The sequence below is a fragment of the Paraburkholderia sediminicola genome (assembly GCF_046027825.1).
Classification (GTDB): domain Bacteria; phylum Pseudomonadota; class Gammaproteobacteria; order Burkholderiales; family Burkholderiaceae; genus Paraburkholderia; species Paraburkholderia sediminicola_D.
This window is the reverse complement of the sequence record NZ_JAQQDU010000100.1, coordinates 1-17,165: the sequence shown is the minus strand read 5'-3', so window position 1 is coordinate 17,165 and position 17,165 is coordinate 1. Positions and strand designations below refer to the sequence as shown.

At 59.1% G+C, this 17,165-nt stretch carries 15 protein-coding genes; 5 read left to right on the top strand and 10 right to left on the bottom strand.

Going from position 1 to position 17,165, the window contains the following annotated elements; genetic code table 11:
• Positions 1-312: 312 nt before the first annotated feature.
• The 5 genes from PQQ96_RS34855 to PQQ96_RS34835 all read right to left on the bottom strand — a co-directional run bounded on the left by PQQ96_RS34855 (position 313) and on the right by PQQ96_RS34835 (position 4,631).
• Positions 313-1,008, bottom strand: coding sequence for a DNA alkylation repair protein (locus tag PQQ96_RS34855; RefSeq protein WP_408300937.1), 696 nt, complete (start codon positions 1,006-1,008; stop codon positions 313-315).
• Between the two features lie 1,072 nt (positions 1,009-2,080).
• Positions 2,081-2,335 carry a hypothetical protein gene (locus PQQ96_RS34850; RefSeq protein ID WP_408300935.1) on the bottom strand — a complete coding sequence of 85 codons (255 nt, stop codon included), beginning with the start codon at positions 2,333-2,335 and terminating at the stop codon, positions 2,081-2,083.
• Positions 2,336-2,708: 373 nt separating this feature from the next.
• Positions 2,709-3,227: a hypothetical protein gene (locus tag PQQ96_RS34845; RefSeq protein WP_408300933.1), complete on the bottom strand. Its 519-nt coding sequence runs from the start codon at positions 3,225-3,227 to the stop codon at positions 2,709-2,711.
• Between the two features lie 224 nt (positions 3,228-3,451).
• Positions 3,452-3,931 (bottom strand): nuclear transport factor 2 family protein, encoded by a 480-nt coding sequence (locus tag PQQ96_RS34840; RefSeq protein WP_408300931.1) that lies wholly within the window; start codon positions 3,929-3,931, stop codon positions 3,452-3,454.
• 13 nt (positions 3,932-3,944) lie between these two features.
• Positions 3,945-4,631: a TetR/AcrR family transcriptional regulator gene (locus tag PQQ96_RS34835; protein WP_408300930.1), complete on the bottom strand. Its 687-nt coding sequence runs from the start codon at positions 4,629-4,631 to the stop codon at positions 3,945-3,947.
• 110 nt (positions 4,632-4,741) lie between these two features.
• Here PQQ96_RS34835 and PQQ96_RS34830 point away from each other — a divergent pair, with 110 nt between their 5' ends.
• Positions 4,742-5,392 carry a YceI family protein gene (locus tag PQQ96_RS34830; protein ID WP_408300928.1) on the top strand — a complete coding sequence of 217 codons (651 nt, stop codon included), beginning with the start codon at positions 4,742-4,744 and terminating at the stop codon, positions 5,390-5,392.
• A gap of 71 nt (positions 5,393-5,463) precedes the next feature.
• On the opposite strand, the gene tdh is transcribed toward PQQ96_RS34830, so the two are convergent.
• Complete coding sequence (gene tdh, locus PQQ96_RS34825; protein ID WP_074290151.1) at positions 5,464-6,495, bottom strand: L-threonine 3-dehydrogenase; 1,032 nt, start codon at positions 6,493-6,495, stop codon at positions 5,464-5,466.
• 13 nt (positions 6,496-6,508) lie between these two features.
• Positions 6,509-7,708: a glycine C-acetyltransferase gene (locus PQQ96_RS34820; protein ID WP_408300926.1), complete on the bottom strand. Its 1,200-nt coding sequence runs from the start codon at positions 7,706-7,708 to the stop codon at positions 6,509-6,511.
• A 164-nt stretch (positions 7,709-7,872) separates the two neighbouring features.
• On the opposite strand from PQQ96_RS34820, the gene PQQ96_RS34815 reads away from it, so the two are divergent.
• The 3 genes from PQQ96_RS34815 (at position 7,873) to PQQ96_RS34805 (ending at position 10,144) form a co-directional block, all read left to right on the top strand.
• Entirely contained in the window at positions 7,873-8,499 is a 627-nt protein-coding gene (locus PQQ96_RS34815; RefSeq protein ID WP_408300924.1) for a helix-turn-helix domain-containing protein, read from the top strand.
• A 115-nt stretch (positions 8,500-8,614) separates the two neighbouring features.
• Positions 8,615-9,013, top strand: a complete 399-nt coding sequence (locus tag PQQ96_RS34810; RefSeq protein ID WP_408300923.1) for a DUF2471 family protein — start codon at positions 8,615-8,617, stop codon at positions 9,011-9,013.
• Between the two features lie 63 nt (positions 9,014-9,076).
• Positions 9,077-10,144 carry a tyrosine-type recombinase/integrase gene (locus PQQ96_RS34805; RefSeq protein WP_408300921.1) on the top strand — a complete coding sequence of 356 codons (1,068 nt, stop codon included), beginning with the start codon at positions 9,077-9,079 and terminating at the stop codon, positions 10,142-10,144.
• 88 nt (positions 10,145-10,232) lie between these two features.
• Here PQQ96_RS34805 and PQQ96_RS34800 read toward each other — a convergent pair whose 3' ends face one another.
• The gene (locus PQQ96_RS34800; protein ID WP_408300919.1) at positions 10,233-11,438 is read right to left on the bottom strand and encodes a DNA-binding protein; all 1,206 of its coding nucleotides are present in this window, start codon (positions 11,436-11,438) and stop codon (positions 10,233-10,235) included.
• A gap of 2,044 nt (positions 11,439-13,482) precedes the next feature.
• Between PQQ96_RS34800 and PQQ96_RS34795 the strand changes: the two genes are divergently transcribed.
• Positions 13,483-14,829: a replication initiation protein gene (locus tag PQQ96_RS34795; RefSeq protein WP_408300917.1), complete on the top strand. Its 1,347-nt coding sequence runs from the start codon at positions 13,483-13,485 to the stop codon at positions 14,827-14,829.
• 99 nt (positions 14,830-14,928) lie between these two features.
• Here PQQ96_RS34795 and PQQ96_RS34790 read toward each other — a convergent pair whose 3' ends face one another.
• Entirely contained in the window at positions 14,929-15,984 is a 1,056-nt protein-coding gene (locus tag PQQ96_RS34790; RefSeq protein WP_408300915.1) for a ParB/RepB/Spo0J family partition protein, read from the bottom strand.
• Between the two features lie 28 nt (positions 15,985-16,012).
• Positions 16,013-16,675, bottom strand: coding sequence for a ParA family partition ATPase (parA, locus tag PQQ96_RS34785; protein WP_063498136.1), 663 nt, complete (start codon positions 16,673-16,675; stop codon positions 16,013-16,015).
• Positions 16,676-17,165: the final 490 nt, after the last annotated feature.

Here is a 17,165-nt window from a genome sequence, read left to right as displayed (position 1 = left end):
GGTATGGCCTTCGCGTCAGCCCTCGATTGGAGCAGCGCGTTTTTTTGCGAATTTGAGTCAAGAATGCAGCGCTGCCGAGTATTGCGGATGCATGTTACTAAGCGATGACGGCAGGGGTTTTGAGCACGCCCGGGGGGTTAAATATTTTTCTAAAGTTTTTGATTTGGGTGCCGTTAATTACTGCCCTTTTTATAACCCACTTATTTTGCGCATTACGGTGCGTAGCGCTTTTGCAAAAAGCACGTGTGGCATTGACGCACACCACTAATTGAATGGGGTTAATTGCGCGGCAAATGTTTTGCGCCAGACAGGTCAGCGGATCGGTGGCAGATGCTTCGATGCCTCGCGCAAAGTAAGCGGCGACATGATGTCCTTCGAAGCGGAAAGAAAGGCGCTCACCTGCTGGGGCGCATGCCACGCGTAATCCCGCAACGCCCACCCGATGGCTTTGCGGATGAAGAAGTCACCTTCCGCGGCCAGCGAACGCGCGTAGCCGAAAAGACGTTCTTCGTCGGTATGGTCGCGCCAGCCGACTTGATGAATCATGGCAATGCGCCGGACCCACAGCGATTCGTGCTGGAGCGCTGCATCCATCGCGGCCTGCACCTCCGGTGTATGAGTTCGTGCCGCTTTCAGAACGTCGCCGACGACGCCGGCTAATGGATCGATCGAATCCCACCAGGCGCTCCGCTGTGCGAGCGCTAATAAGTGTGGGATGTCTGTCACCGTAAGCGTTTTCCAATTGCGCGCCAGAAGGTCGGTCGCAACGTATTGGAATTCGCGCTCTGACATCGACCATAAGACATTCACGCACGCCAGCAGATGATCGGCACTCTCCATCGGCAGCCGCTTGAACACCGGCAGCACGGCTTGCCGTCGCTGCGGTGTCGGCACACCGATGAACGCGAAGTGGTTGCGCATATAGGCGCTCATAGCGAGCGCGCGTTCAGCGTCGGCGTGCGGCGCGAGTGCCGCCTTGATTTCTTTGCCAAAGGCGCGCGGTGTCATTGGGGAAAGCGCTCCACGTGAACGGAATGTGATTCGCAGGTAACTGCGTTCGGGCAGGCCTCCCGAATCTTCTCACCTTCGAATCGAAAGTGCGACCACAGGTAGCAACATTATCACCGCACGCGCTCCCGAATCTTCTCACCTTTGGTTTTTTAGCTTCCTTCCCTGGCGCTGCCAGACACTGTGTACAAGATCACAAGATTGGCCTGCTGGCGGCGGTTTCGCGGTGAGATTTACGCTTCCCGCGTAATTCTAGGTTTCGCCCTGAATGCTCTATGAAGCACCGTGAATGGCCATGAGGAAGACTCCCTGGAAATCCTCACTTTATGACAGGTGCGCGTTCAACGTGGCGATTGCTCACCTCCTGGAATCGCTCACCTTTTGCAAGCGATCTCCTGGAATTCCTCACCGTCACGTGTTCTGGCCTGCTTCCACGGTGCAGCTCGACTCCTGGGACAGCTCACCTCTCGCTGAAATAGTGACACTTCCTGGAACGGCTCACCTCTCACCGACGTGAAGCCATGCGCCCTGGAACGCCTCACCTCTCGTCGAGGTGGCGGCGTCTCCTGGAACACCTCACCTTTGGCGAGGATGACGGCATTTCCTGGCGCTCCTCACCATTGATCACCATCACACCATCTCCTGGAATTCCTCACCCGTGGCTGGGGTGACGGAATTTCCTGGCGTTCCTCACCTTTGATCACGTTGGCGCTGTCTCATCGAATTCCTCGCTCTTGGCTGGGGTGATCGCATTTCCTGGCGTTCCTCACCTTTGACCAAGATGACGCTATCTCCTGGAATTCCTCACCGTTGATCGAGATGACGGCGTCTCCTGGAATTCCTCACCGTTGATCGAGATGACGCCGTCTCCTGGAATTCCTCACCGTTGATCAAGATAGCGCCATCTCCTGGAATTCCTCACCATCCAGGAGTCGCTCGTCTCAGCTGGATCACCTGGCTTCACGACGGCTGAGACGGCTGCGCTATTGGCGCCAGGCAATCTCCTGAGCATCCTCACGGAGGACCTGAACAAAGAGGTTGCCTGGCGCTGCCGCACGCCGTCAGATTGTTTTTAGCTGCCGCCAAAGAAGATATTGCATTGCGGGTCATTGCTGCAGGGCTTCATGTGTTTCGCGCCGCTCTGCATTTTCATGTCAGGCATGCCACCGTATGACTGCGTCGCCGTGTCGGAGGGGGAGGCGGTTGGCTGAGTCGCTGCGTTTTCCGATGGGGCAGGTTGTTGAGTCGCCGGCATGCTCTGCGAATGCGCAAGCCCGGCCATGACAAGTAATCCGGCAGCAGAAGCTGCCATGAGTCGTGATTTCACTTTTACCTCCTTAATTTAGGGTACGTTTTCACTGATGCGATTCGTTATCCGGGGTCCGGAAGTCAGCATGGACAAAAATTCTCGGACGCGCGAAAACGCGCTTCGGGCCCACAGGCGAATTGCCCGAGGTCAAAGTTTTAGGTCGTCGTGAAAATAAGGAGAGCAGTGCGCCAAGCCGAGGTCCCGGGGCGCAAGGTGGCGTGCGAACTGGCAGTGTCAACGGATTTTTTGGACCCCTCGACACGGAATAATCGCCCTGCAGATATGTGTTATAGGGCGTGAGATGCCGAAGTGATAGCGAATATTTCGCCGGGGTCCATCCATGCGCCCACAGGCGGCTTTTTACGCCAGGCCCGGGGCTGATTACGCCAGATTAGAACTTCACCTTCACCTGAAACCCGATCGTGAACGGAAGATTGTCCGAGGGGATCGGCGGAATCACAATGAAGTTAGCGCCGACGCGCTTATAGTCGAGCATCACGACCGGCGCAACCACCGGCCCAATCGTGTGGTTGCGACCCAGCCCCCAGTTGCCATAGTTATAGCCCGAGATGATCCCGCCCATCGCCGCGATCCGCACGATGCCCCAATGCGCGAATTCCGGGGCCCAGATGCCACCGCCGTAATAAGAAGGCCGGCGCAGCGAGTTGCGAAAACCGCCGGCGGTCAGTGCCCATTGGTTGTTGAGCCAGCATTCGACGCCGAGGCCCGGATTGAACTCGTTGAAATGCGTGTTCGGGTCAGGGTCGATGTGATACGAACCGAGCATGGCGTCGACCCATACACCGCCGTCGCACCAGTTGCCCGCATGCGCCGCGGAGGCTGCGGCCAGGCTCGCGGCAAGCGCCACGGCGGTCCGCCGAATGTTCTTCCTGATCTGCCGAAAATGCATGTACGCTCCGCCACCGGTCGAGCGCCGGTGTCATCTATGTTCTGGTTATTCTTGCTTGCCGTCCGTCGCGCACTGTACCTCAACCAGCACAGACGATGTGGAGGACACGCTCGGGGCGCACGGGCACAGGACGTGCCCCGCGGCGCACATGCAACCATAACGGAGAACCGATGGCAAAGCGGTGAACACGTAACAGATGCTCACCTTCAATGTCGGAAAACGGTTTACAGGCCGAGATCGGACAAGCCTGGATGATCGTCGGGACGGCGGCCGAGCGGCCAATGATAAAGACGGTCGGCCTCGCGGATCGGCAGATCGTTGATGCTGGCATGACGGCGCGCCATCAGCCCGTGCTCATCGAACTCCCAATTCTCGTTGCCGTATGAACGGAACCAGTTGTTCGAGTCATCGTGCCATTCGTAGGCAAAGCGCACGGCGATGCGGTTATCCGTGAAGGCCCATAGTTCCTTGATCAGGCGATAGTCGAGTTCCTTAGCCCATTTGCGGCGCAGCAGTCCGACAATCTCAGTGCGCCCATGCGTGAATTCGGCACGGTTGCGCCAGACGCTATCCGGTGTGTATGCGAGTGACACGCGCTCGGGGTCACGGGTGTTCCAGCCGTCTTCTGCGGCGCGCACCTTCTGGATCGCGGTTTCGCGTGTGAACGGCGGGAGTGGCGGGCGGGTTTCGATTGGGTCGGCCATGGGGGTCCCTCAGTCAGGTTGCGGTGCGCCGGGATGGCGGTCGTTTGCTCTGGGTTTTGATCGGGGTTTTGCGCGACTCGCTTGATTCGCTGGTCGACTCGGCGTCGAGTAAAGCCTCGGCTGCGGTTCGCGCGTCGAGCGCGGCATCGGCCTCGCCGCTCACCAGCGCCACGCCGATGGCGCCATCGAGCAGGATCAGCCATTGGCGCGACAAGCGCGCGACGCGGCGGGCGTCCATTCCCGATTCAGCCGCGTATTCATCGCACTGGGTTCGCACGAACGCGAGCAGGCGTTCCTTGTGTTCACGCGCGACGATCCGGATTGGATCCTCCGCGGAGGCAATTTCGCCGGCAGCGTTCAGAAACGCGCAACCATGAAAATCCTCCGAGGCAAACCAGCCGCGCAGCACATCGAACATGCCGAGCAGGTGTTTGCGCGCAGTCTTGCCCTGCTGCAGCGTGCCCGCGATAAACCAGTTCATCCAGCGTTCGTCGCGCCGCTCCAGCGCGGCAGCCACCAGCGCATCTTTCGATTCGAAATGCGTGTAAAAGCTTTTGCGCGCGGTGCCGGACTGTTTGACGATCGCGTCGACGCCTGTGGCATGGATGCCGCCGGCGTAGATCAATGCTTCCGCAGCATCAAGCAGCCGCTCACGCGCGCTGCCGGACGCAGCCGATTCAGTTGGGTTTTGAGTAGCCATGTGCGAAGGGTAGAACGATCATTCTCCTTCGTCAAGTTTTTTGCGTACTTCTGCGGGTCGGCTACGCTTGCTGCTATCGTGGGGGCGATCAATCAACTGGAACGAATTTCATGAGTCGCTCTCCCGTTCGTGGAATGTTTGTACGTGTGCTCCTCAGCGCAACGCTGCTGACGGCGATGGCCTGTACGCCTGTGCAAGTGCTCACCCATACGGTCAGCCAGAACGAAGCGCGCGTGCCGGTCGGACACTATGATCTCGACCCGGACCATTGCAGCATTACCTTCGACATCGATCACTTCAAGTATTCGCGCTTTACCATGCGCTTCGACCGCAAGCAGGGGCAGCTCGACTGGAATGAAGGAGGACTGGACAGGAGTAGTGCGACGATCACGGTCGACGCCGCGAGCATCGATACGAATGTGCCGCTACTCGACAGGATGGTGAAAAGCGCGAGCATGCTCGACGTGTCGCGCTATCCGGAGGTACGCTTCGCCAGCACGCGCTTTGAGCGCACCGGTGAATCACGCGGCACGTTGAGTGGCGATCTGACAATCCATGGCGTCACGCAACCCGTGACGTTAGACGTGACTTTCAACGGCTTCGCGCCCGATCCGCTCACGAAAAAAGACACGCTCGGCTTTTCCGCGGACGGTCATTTCAGTCGCGCGAGGTTCGGTCTGGCAACGTGGTATCCGGCTGTCGGCGACGATATTCATGTGCGCGTTCAGGCCGAGTTCGTTAAAACGCCCGCAGACGGGTGAGCGCGGTGCGGGCGTTTCTTTTCAAGGTCTTTTGTTTCAGGCGCTGCGACTGGGCGCGTTGTCGTTCTAGCTCACGCAGCCGTCCAGTCGAGAATCACCTTGCCGCTCTCGCCTGAGAGCATCGTGGCAAACGCTTCCTGATAATCATCGACCTTGAAATGATGGGTGAGGATCGGCGACAGGTCCAAACCGCTTTGCAGCATCGCAACCATCTTGTACCAGGTCTCGAACATCTCGCGGCCATAGATGCCCTTGATTTCAAGGCCTTTGAAAATCACCTGGGTCCAGTCGATCGCGGTCTGCGCGGGCGGAATCCCGAGCAACGCAATCTTGCCGCCGTGATTCATCGCTTCGAGCATGCTGGTGAAAGCGCTCGGCACACCTGACATTTCCAGCCCGACGTCGAAACCTTCGGTCATGTGAAGATCCGTCATCACGTCGCGCAACGATTCACGCGAGACGTTCACCGCGCGCGTCGCACCCATCTTGCGCGCGAGTTCGAGTCGATAGTCGTTGACGTCCGTAATCACGACATTGCGTGCGCCGACGTGCTTCGCAATCGCCACGGCCATGATGCCGATCGGCCCGGCGCCGGTGATTAACACGTCTTCACCGACGAGGTTGAACGACAGCGCCGTATGCGTGGCGTTGCCAAACGGATCGAAGATCGCGGCGAGATCGTCGGAGATCTCAGGCGGAATCTTGAACGCGTTGAACGCGGGAATGACGAGATACTCGGCAAATGCGCCTTCACGATTCACGCCAACGCCCACCGTATTGCGGCACAGATGCCGGCGTCCCGCACGACAGTTGCGGCAGAAGCCGCAGGTGATATGCCCTTCGCCCGAGACGCGATCGCCAATTGCAAAGCCGCGTACTTCCTGGCCCATTTCGACAATTTCACCGACGTATTCGTGGCCGACATGCATCGGTACGGGAATCGTTTTTTGTGCCCAGTCGTCCCACTTCCAGATATGGATATCGGTACCGCAAATCGCAGTGCGCGTGATGCGGATCATCACGTCGTTGTGACCGACTTCGGGTTTCTTCACATCCGTCAGCGTGAGGCCCGGTGCGCGTTCGAGTTTTGCTAGTGCTTTCATGTGCGCCTCCGCTTCAGATGATGCCGAGTTGACGGCCGACACGCGCGAATGCGTCGACGGCACGGTCGATTTGTTCCGGCGTGTGCGCGGCGCTCATTTGCGTGCGGATTCGCGCACGGCCTTTGGGCACCACTGGGAACGAGAAGCCGATCACATACACGCCTTCCTTCAGCAACGCATCGGCCATGTTCGATGCGAGTTGCGCGTCGCCGAGCATGACCGGAATGATCGGGTGTTCGCCGGGCACGAGCGTGAAACCGAGCGCGCTCATCGCACGCCGGAAATGCGCACCGTTTTCACGCACGCGCGCGCGCAGTTGCGCACCTTCTTCGCTGGCGAGCAATTCGAGTACTTTCAGCGAGGCGGCAGCGATGCTCGGTGTCAGCGTGTTCGAGAACAGATAGGGACGCGAGCGTTGACGCAACAGATCGACCACTTCCTGTCGCGCGGCGACGTAGCCGCCCGATGCGCCACCCAGTGCTTTGCCGAGCGTACCGGTAATGATGTCGACGCGCGACAGCACACCGCAATGTTCCGGGGTGCCGCGCCCATGTTCGCCGACAAAACCGACCGCATGTGAATCGTCAACCATCACCAGCGCGCCGTAGCGGTCGGCGAGATCGCAAATGCCGGCGAGGTTGGCGATGATGCCGTCCATCGAGAACACGCCGTCGGTGGCGATCAGCTTGAAGCGCGCGCCTGCCGCGTCAGCTTCTTTCAGCCTGGCTTCGAGATCGGCGAGGTCATTGTTCTTGTAGCGAAAGCGTTTCGCCTTCGAAAGCCGCACACCGTCGATGATGCTCGCGTGGTTCAGTTCGTCACTGATGATGGCGTCGTTTTCGTCGAGCAGAGTCTCGAACAGACCACCGTTCGCATCGAAACAACTGGAATAGAGAATGCAGTCGTCGGCTTGCAGGAAGGCGGCCAGCGCTTTTTCGAGGTCTTTGTGCACGGTTTGCGTGCCGCAGATGAAACGCACCGACGCCATGCCGAAGCCGTCGTGATCCAGGCCTTGTTTGGCGGCCTCGATCAGCCGTTCGTCGTTGGCGAGACCGAGATAGTTGTTCGCGCAAAAATTCAGTACTTCCGTACCGTTCGCGAGACGCACGTCAGCCGACTGCGGGCTGGCGATCACGCGCTCGTTCTTGTAAAAGCCGTCAGCACGAATCTGCTCGAGAGTGCCGCGCAGATGGGCGAGGTAAAGGTCACGCATGAACCTGACTCCTGAAAGGGTGGTGCGCTCCGACATGTCCGGCATCTGCGGCATTTGCGACGTCGAGGCGGGCTGTTATAGTCGGCTGTCAGTTTTATCGGATATTTTCGTTTTTCCGAACTAAAATCCGGTATGTCGAACAACTCTAAACGATAGGTCAGTAAATGGCAAGTTCGGGAATCCGCCGTGCAGCAACCAGCGCGACACCCACTTCCGGCGCGAGCCCGGTCCCGGCGATCGCTGCGCCACCGCGCGTCGGCGAGCAGATTCAGCGTTTGCGCGCCGAGCGGCGGATGACGCTCGACGACCTGTCTCGCGCGGCCGGCGTGTCGAAATCGATGCTTTCGGAAATCGAACGCGACAAGGCCAATCCGACGATCGCGGTCGCCTGGCGCCTGACGAACGCGCTCGGCGTCAGTCTCGATTCGCTGTTCGCGCCGCAAAAAGCGCCGGAGGCGATCGCCGTCTCCGGTCCGCACGACATTCCGACTTTGAGCGGGCACGAGGCCAAGTATCAGTTGCGTGTCTGGGGTCCGATCGAATTGGCCGGCAAGTTCGAGTGGTATGAGCTGACGTTGCAAGCGGGCGGGGCGCTGGTGTCGAACGCGCATGAGCCCGGCACGCGCGAGCATCTGACCGTCCTGCAGGGATCGATCGAGATCGAGGCGGCGGGCACGACGAAACGGCTCAAGGCCGCGGACACCGCGCGCTACGTCGCCGACGAGCCGCACGCGATCCGCAATGCCGGAAAGGGCGAGGCGAAAGCGCTGCTGGTGGTGATTCACGGCTGAGGTGCGGGCGCACCGTTGCAGGTTGTTGGCGGATTCGGACTGAATTAGCCGTTCGGCCGAGGTTGCGCGAGACACTGTATATTTGTACAGTACGGGGTATCGACTGGAGCCGATCATGAACGACCTGACCACCGACCAAACCGAGCATGCTCTGGCCGCGCTGCGCTATCAAAGCGCGGCGCGCGATCTTGAACATATCGTGCGCAACATCGCTGCACGCTACATCGTCCAGCAGGTGCCGCTTACGTGGCGCCTGTTACAGGCCATCGAAGCCGAAGCGTTGGCTGATCTCGGTTTTGCCAGCCGGCACGACGCGATCATGCTCGGCCTGTTCCAGCGGCCATCCGCGTTGCCTTATCCGGAAACGGACGAGGCGGTGGACTTCGGCACGTCCACGGCATTGCCGGCGGTGTTCGCGTTTGCCGTCTCGGCCTATGAAGAGGCGGCACGGCGTGCTGCGCAACCTGCGTCCAAAAACGCTCCGCTCAAGCACGCGCGGGCTTGGGGCGACTGACCTAAACGCTGTACTTTCATCGGTTGCCACCTACAATATGCGCAACTAACAGAAAGATAGCGTATGTCACCTCCTCATCTGACCGACCCGGCCACACGCCCCGCACCGTCAACCGATCTCTTCGATCAGGAACGCGAAGACTGGCGCCGCGATCCGCAAATCGCGTTCGACGCATGGCTTGCCAAGCAGCATTTCAGGCGCTCTTCCGCTGAAGTCTATCAAGCGCAGTGGGGACTTTTCCTCGACTGGCTTGCCGTTCGCCAAAAGAGTCTGGTCACGGTCGATACGCAAACCATTGCTGAATTCGTGGGCAGCCTTGCGATCCGGAAACCGCAGCGCGTCAGGTATTTGCGGCTTATTGAGCGGGTACTGGACCATGTGCGCGAAGTCGAATCCGCGTCGACCAACCCCGCCCGTTTCATTGCTCAGGATGGCGAAGCAGCATGGCGAAATGCACGCGATAACGAGCCGACCGGTTTTCTCAACCATGCCGAACGCGCCGCGCTCATTGCGCATCTGTTTTCGCCCTTGCCGGCCTTGTCCGCGGCGCAGCGGTGGAGGGAGCGACGCGACCGTGCGTTGATTGCTGTGTTTCTCGGCGGTGGACTCAAGACAGGCGAGGCCGGGGCACTTACAGTTAGTTGCGTGAATGCCGGCTCGCCCTGGGTCACGATCGAGTCCGCCAATCCCATGCTGACGCGGCGTACCCGGCTCGCTCCCTTCGCGGCCGCTATCCTCGACGCATGGCTTGCTGAACGGCGCCTTTCCGAACTGGCCGGCAATCTGGTCTTTCCCGCGTCGCCTTCAGGACGCCCAATGCACAAGGCAACGATGCTCCGCGGAGTCGACGCGTTGGTCGACGCGGCTGGCATTGCCGCGTCGCGAGCCTCGCGCGCCAGTCCGCAAACCCTGCGCAACACCTTTGCGGCGGACCTGTTCGAGAGCGGGGTTGAGGCAGAACTGGTCGGGCAGTGGCTGGGATTTGTACAGGCAGTGTCCGCCAACCGTTTGTATCGAACGTGGCAAAAGTGGATGGATCAGCAGGATTCGGCGGTTATCGATGAACCGGATCCATCCGCTCCGCCATTGCCCACGCCTAGGCAGGACGGGCGTTTGACGAGGAAAGGGTGATGGGATGAGCCCTGAAAATACTCACCCTTGAGGTCCCGAATTTCCTCACCTTTGGTGATTTATCCGCTATTACGCCCTCGCCGAACGGTCATGCCGACGCGGCAATCGAACCGCTCGACAAAAACCGGCTAACCGCTTCCAGCCTTGATTCACCGAGGCCTGACGAGTGATCGCATTCCGGACACTGCAGTTCGAAGCGGTGATCCACTTGGGATAGTTCAGGCTCACCTTCCTCACATTTTGGGCAGCGCAGCGGCAGCGAGACATGGCCGTCCGCCGCGGTGCCGATCGCTGTCAGCTCGTCGGTGGTGAGCCTGCCTGCTTCGACCAGCGAACACAGCAGGCTCGCGATCGCAGGGTCGATGCCCTGCTGGCCGCGCAACGCGGCAACTTCTTTCGTCAAAGCATCCACTTCGTCCGATTGCTCGCGCAGTTGCGCGTCGAGCCGGTCGCCACGCGCCTTGGCTGCGGCGATCTGCTGAATAAACTCGAATTCCTTGCGGCTTGCGTCCCGTACCCCCGACTGATAGGTGGCGGCCATGTTGCGTAAGGAATCGAGCTCGACCAGCATGGGCTTCACACGGCGCTCGGCTTCGGCGACGGCATCCTTGATCTGTTGCGCATAGTGTTCGGTGCTTTGGCGCAATTCGACGTGCAATGCATCGATTCGGTCTCGGAGTGCCGCGTTGGTCGCCTGTTCGGTATCGAGGCGTTGACGCAGCGTTTCGTTTTCGCTATCGAGTCGGCGCACCGTTGCCTGCAAGCCTTCCTGGTGAGCGGTCCCGTGTGTGGTGGTGCTGGATAGCTCAGTTTCGAGTGCGCGAACGCGTTCCCATGCGGCTTCGGCTCTCAGTTCGCTGCGTTTGATGGCCTCTTGCGACACGTCGCAGCGAATTTCCGCTTCTCGCGCACGTTGGTCGGCAGCCGTGACTTCAGCCCGAATTTCGTCGCGCTCGCTGTCGAGCGTAGAGCGGGCATGCACAACGGCTTCTTCAAAGAGTGCGCCCAGCAACTCTCCAGCGCGATCTTCCAGTCCTTTAGGGATAGCGCCGGCACCCACTTTTACGCGCGACACCGTTCTGATGCGTTCCCAGAAGTGGTCGATGTCCTTCGGTATGTCGCTTGCGCTGCCTGTTTGGGTCAGGTCGCGAACGGTCGCCATGGACGGACGAATTCCCAAATCGAAAAAAAGTCGCTTGCAAGCATGGAGTGACAGTTCCTGTCGACGTGCCCCGCTAGTTCTCAACGATTCAAGCTCGTCACGGATGGCTTGTCGTTCCTGGTCCAGATTCATGTATACCTCGATGTCGCTCGAATTGGATGAATCATAACAATTTACGTACTGTTTGCTACGTATTTGTCGGAGGAGCCTGTTGTTTAGCGAGTTGGCGTGTTTTAGGGTTGCTGATAGGTCGCTAGATTGGAGCCAGCGGTTTTTTTCCGTGAAACAAAACGAAGACTAGCCAATAAGCCTTTGTAAATAAAGAGATTTCATCGGTTTCTTTCTGATCGCTCACTGTTTCACGAACGCTTGATGGGAGCCGAGGTGGTGGAAAGGTGCTGTCTGAAGGACACGCGGGGAAATGCTAGAGAGTAATAAAAGTAAACACCTTTGAACCCATGTTAAAAACGTTAACGCCATGGCAAACCCTTACCAGGCTGGGGTTCCAGCCCGGTAAGGTGAAGCTTTACGGGAGAGGTGGTGAGGTCTTGCGGGAGGGTTGAGTGATGAGGTTCGGGGGCCTCGGTGAGTGGGTCCGGGACAGAACGTGAGCTGGTTCAGGAGCGCCCCTAAAAGTGCGGTTTGGCTAAAGGTGAGATTTTGCGGGACCTGAGTGTCCGGGATCGCCCGGCAGCACTCAAAAGTCGGTTCTGACCGCTGCTGGCCTTAAGGTGAGCGCTTTCGGGACCTCCGTGGACCCCAACTTTTTGCCTTATTTTGGCCTCGTAAACCCCATTGGTGAGACAAGACAGGAGAAAACGCGAACCGAAGGTGAGACTTTCCGGGGTCTGGACGTCATTTTTGCCTCATTTCTGGGCATTCGGGCGCTTAAGGTGAGGGTTTGCGGGAGCTGCATGCGATTTCGATCGAAATTCTGTCTGCTGCGTCAGCGGGGTCCTCGGTCACCCTTGCGCAAAGGTGAGCGAATTCGGGAGACGTGGATCGAGGCGATCGCCGGCTCGCCAAATTGCCTGTTTTCGGCCTGAGGTGAGGTTTTTCGGGAGTCTTTTTGGGGGCTCGTGATCGCTAAGGTGAGGAAATACAGGACCAAAATCGCCGCGATGGGCCGGAAAAGCCCTACGGACGCTGTCAGAGCCGTTCCGATTTTGCGGCTGCTGAATTGTTAAGGTGAGGTTTTTCGGGGCCCTTTGGATCGCGACCGGAAACGTCGGATTTCACGGAAATGCTGCTAAAGGTGAGGATATACGGGAGCGCGTGGCCGTGGTTCGGATCGCTATGCTTCTATAAGCCAATGAAATTATTGAATAATTTTTGTGCGATGCGCAAAGGTGAGGTTTTTCGGGGGGCCTTTTCCATGACCTGCGCCAACCTCTTCCGGGGTCATTGGTGAGGCTTTTCGGGAGTATTTATCGGTGTTTTTTCAGGCCCCCAGGTCTGAAGGCCGCGTCGTTCCGAGCGCTCGGCAGACGTTAAGGTGAGCTTTTTCGGGGGGAGTTTGTCGCGAGTTGGAGCTCACGCTCGCGGTATGAGGTGTCTGTCCGCCAGGTTCGGCCGCTTTTGCTCAAATGGATACGCGGCGATTGCCCGTGCGTTTCTGCGCGGCGAAGACAACGCGGTCGCAATCGAGGGGTGTGCGTTCCGGCGATTTTCGTCGCGGCGCCCGTCGTGCAGGCCGTCTGGCACGCGTTGTGGCGGGCACGTCTCGCGTCTAACCGGGACAGCCGGGGCTGCGCCTGGGATAGTCCCGGACGTGGGGCCGTGCGCCTGCTGCTGCCCCAAGTTTCTCCCGCTCTCCTCCCCTCCCCTATTCGCTGAAATGGGCTGAAGCGTGTTCGCGCCACCGATGCGGTTCGCGTACGCTCGACCCGCAACATGCATACCACCAAAATTAACGAGATTTTTTTGAGGTGAGAAGATTCGGGATCGAATGACTTCCGTTCGCGCCAGGTCAGAAATCGGTCGGTATTTCGGGAGGCCGCGACCGATAAGGATGCCCTGAACCTGGCGCGAAACAGGTGAGGTGAGGGTTTTCGGGAGCTGCTCGAGGTGAGTTGCGCCTCGTAAACTCACTTCACCGGGAACGGTGAGACCCATGCTATAGACGCGTATCACCACAGCCGGTATGCTCTCGCCAAATCCCTCCTCGACCAGACGCATGGCCACTAAGCGCGCGAAGAAGACAGATGTAGTCAGCCCGAGCTCGGCCGAATTACGCAAGGCCGTCGAGGCGATCGCCATCCAGCCGAAGAGCGGCAAGATCACGCTCCTCACCCGCAAGCTGTTCAACGTTCTCCTCGCCGTCGCTCAGCAAGCTGATGAGTCCGGCGACACGTATCGGGCCTTGCTGTCCGACATCGTCGCCAATTCGGCATTCGATTCGAATGACACCGCGCTCGTCAAAGAGCACCTGCGGCGCATGGTGTCGGTGCAGGTCGAATGGAGTACCGGCACGTCCAGCCAGAAGCCCGGCCGCAAGTGGGGTATTTCCACGCTGATTGCCGATGCGGAAATTCTCGAAGACCCCACCACCCGCCGCGTCTGGGTGGAGTTCTCGTTCGCACCGAAGATCAAGAAGAAGCTGCTCGATCCAGTTCAGTACGCGCGGCTCAGTCTGCAGTTCCAGAGCCAGTTGCGCAGTAGCGCCGGTCTCGCACTTTACGAGATTTGCGTCCGCTACCTGACCAACCCGAGCCATCTGACGATGCGCGAAACATGGGAATGGTGGCGCCCTATTCTCTCCGGCACGCCCGACACCGAGGCGGGTGACGAGGCGAAGCGCGAGTACAAGTACTTCAAGCGCGATTACCTGCGCCCGGCTATCGCCGAAGTGAATGCGGTCACCAACATCTTTGTCGAATTGATCGAGCACCGGGAAGGACGCCGGGTCGCCGAGATCCAGTTCCGCGTGACCGAGCGCAAACAGCCCATGCTGGCGCTCGACGAACACCCGAATGTGTTCGACAGCACGTTGGTCGACCGGATGGTGAAGATCGGCATTCCGCTGAAAGAAGCGCAAACGCTGTATGCCGATAGCGAAGAAAACCGGATTCGCGCTGCACTGCAGATGACCGAACAACGCATGCGCAGCACGTCGTTGCCCGCTGTGCGTAGCGCCCCGGCGCTGTTCAAGGACGCGTTGAAGAAGGGCTATGCGCCGCCGGTCGAGGCGCTGCCGTCCGGTAGCGGTGGCAAGGCCGCGGCCGCGCCGGCGGACGACCTGAAAGCGCGTCTGCTTGGCGAGTACTCGGCGGTTCGCCGCAAGGAAGCTCGGGAGCTTTACGACGAGCAAGGTGAGTCCGAGCGGGAGATCGCGCGGAAGTCGTTCGAGGACGACGTGTTACCGGATCTCGGCACACATATGCGCGACGACTGGCGTCGTCGTGGACTGGACTCGAAGATCGTCGAAACGGCGTTCTTCGATTGGCTGGCTCGCAAAACCTGGGGCGAACCCACCGATGGCGACCTGCTCGCCTTCACGCTGAGCCAATCGCGCGCGGCGTAATTGCCAACAGCGCGTCAAGAGCGAGTCAACAGCGCATCAAGAAAAACGGCGGCCACTTTCGTGCGCCGCCGTTTCTTTTCCTGTTGACGCTTTCCTTCGTTACTTCAGCATCTTTTCAATCTGACGAAGAATGTCGTCACGCTTTTCACGTGTGAGACCCTTCAGGCGCAGTTCGATCCGATCGTCCCCATACGACTTCAGATCGCCGACTGCGACACCGCCGAGCTTGATCTCCAGACGCTGCGCATAGCGCTGGCGACCCGCCGGCTTGGTGCTTTCCTGTGCGCTTGCCCTGCCCTTCACGATGTCCGCGACCTGTCGCGTGCTCAGGTCGTCCGAGAGGATCTTGTTGATCAGGCGCAGCGTAGCGTCGGCGCCGCGGGCAGTGTGATAACGGCCCACCTGATAGGCCATGTTCGAGCCGAAGCGGTCAGGCCTTGCGACCATCTCATGCATCACCACCTCGGGCAGCTTCGCGATTGACAGGGCGACCGCGACGGTCGACTCGTCGAGTCCGAGATGTTCGGCGAGCTCTTTCTGGCTCTGGAAATGCCGATCGTCGAGAAAGCGTTTCCAGACAACGGCGTTGTCGAACACGGTCTGCGAATCGCGCTGGACGTTGAGGTCGTAGCCAAGCTTATAGCTTTGGATACCAATCGGCAGATCGATCACGATCGCCTTCACCGATTCCTTGTTCGCTTCCTTAAGCGCCCGCACACGCCGTCCGCCGTCGCTGACGAAGTAGCTGCCGGGATTGTCGTAATCGGGAATGACGTGAATCGCCTGCTGCTGGCCCTGCTTCGCGAGATTGACAGCAAGTTCGGCAATCGACGACTTCAGATAGAAGTGGCGCGGATTGAACGGGCTCGGCTTGATCGTTTTGAGCGCGAGCTCAATGACCTGGCCCGGCCGGTAAGCGTGCTCGATTCGCCACGCACGGTAGGCTGCCGACTCATTGGCGAGATCGGCGGCGTCGATTTCCGCGATGTCCTGCGACATAGCCGGCTGGATCGTGCGGCTCGGTGCATCGGCAGTCGTGGCGCCATTCTTGACCAAACCGTCGATCGCATTCAGACGGTCGAGGGCGGTTCGCTTTTCGCTGCTGGTCGTATCAGGACGTGCTTGAAAGCCTTTGGCGAATTGGGAGGGTTTCATTCAGGGTCCTTTCTTTATGCGCATAAACTCAGGGGAGCAGGGCTGCGATCTCGTTGGCGCACGCCCGTACTTCGATGGCGGCGAGCTTGGCGCCGCGATCGTTCATCTGAAGCACTGTCTGCCCTAACGCCATTGCCTGCTTATAGGCTTCGCGCGTCGGGATCTGGGTCTTGAGCAATGGGAAGCCGAGCTCTTCCAACGCGCGCTTCAGTTCGCGCGTCAGCATCCGTTTCTCTTCGGTCTTATTCAGCAGAAAGACTGCGCGCAGGTCCTCGTTCATGACCTGGGCTTGCTGCACGAGTTTCACCAGACCGACGCTCGACCAATAGTCGGCAGGCGACGAGGACGTTGGCATGATCGCGACGCTCGCTGCGAGCAACACGACGCCGGACACTTTCTCTGTGATGGAGGGGGGGCAGTCGACGACGATGATGTCGTAGTCCGCCACGAACTTCTTGATCTCGCGATGGATCTGGCTACCGGCTTCAGAGAGGTTGACCACCGGAAAGGGGATGCCGGTGTCGCCGTCTGATGATGCACTGGCCCAGTGGATCAGTGTGTTTTGACCATCTGCGTCTACGACGAGGACGCGTTTGCCTTTCTCATGGAACGCAGCGCCGAGGTGCATCGCGATTGTGCTCTTCCCGACCCCACCCTTCTGCTGAGTTACCGCGATGATTTCTGCTGCCAATCTTCACCTCCTCTTTTTAGACGCAGATGGATTTTACCTGGATGAATTCGCATTTCAATCGTTTTTGTGTAAACGAGATAAGAAATAACCGTTTGGGATAGGTTTATGCGCATAAAGGATTTGAGGTGGCTGAGCTAACGCAGCAACGGCTGTGAAACGCTGTCGGGGGCAACCCGTTTGGTGGCTTCTGGGAGGGATCGGACGCTATGGGGTATCGAAGGGTGAAGGACACACGAGCCATTTCGCTGTCGGGCGACGGCCTGGCGTATAGCTGGGGGCGTCAGGTATTTCGGATGCGCCGCTACTCCGCTTGGTCTCGTCGTTTTCACCCTGATCCTGCTGACGACGGCAAGGGCTTATGCCGCCCACTGTTGTGACCGCGGGCCATTTGAGTCGATGTCTTTATGCGCATAAACCCGTCGCGCATTACGCACGGATCGAACCGTCGCGGATGTTGATGCTTGGCCAGACGGATCGATGCATGATCCTG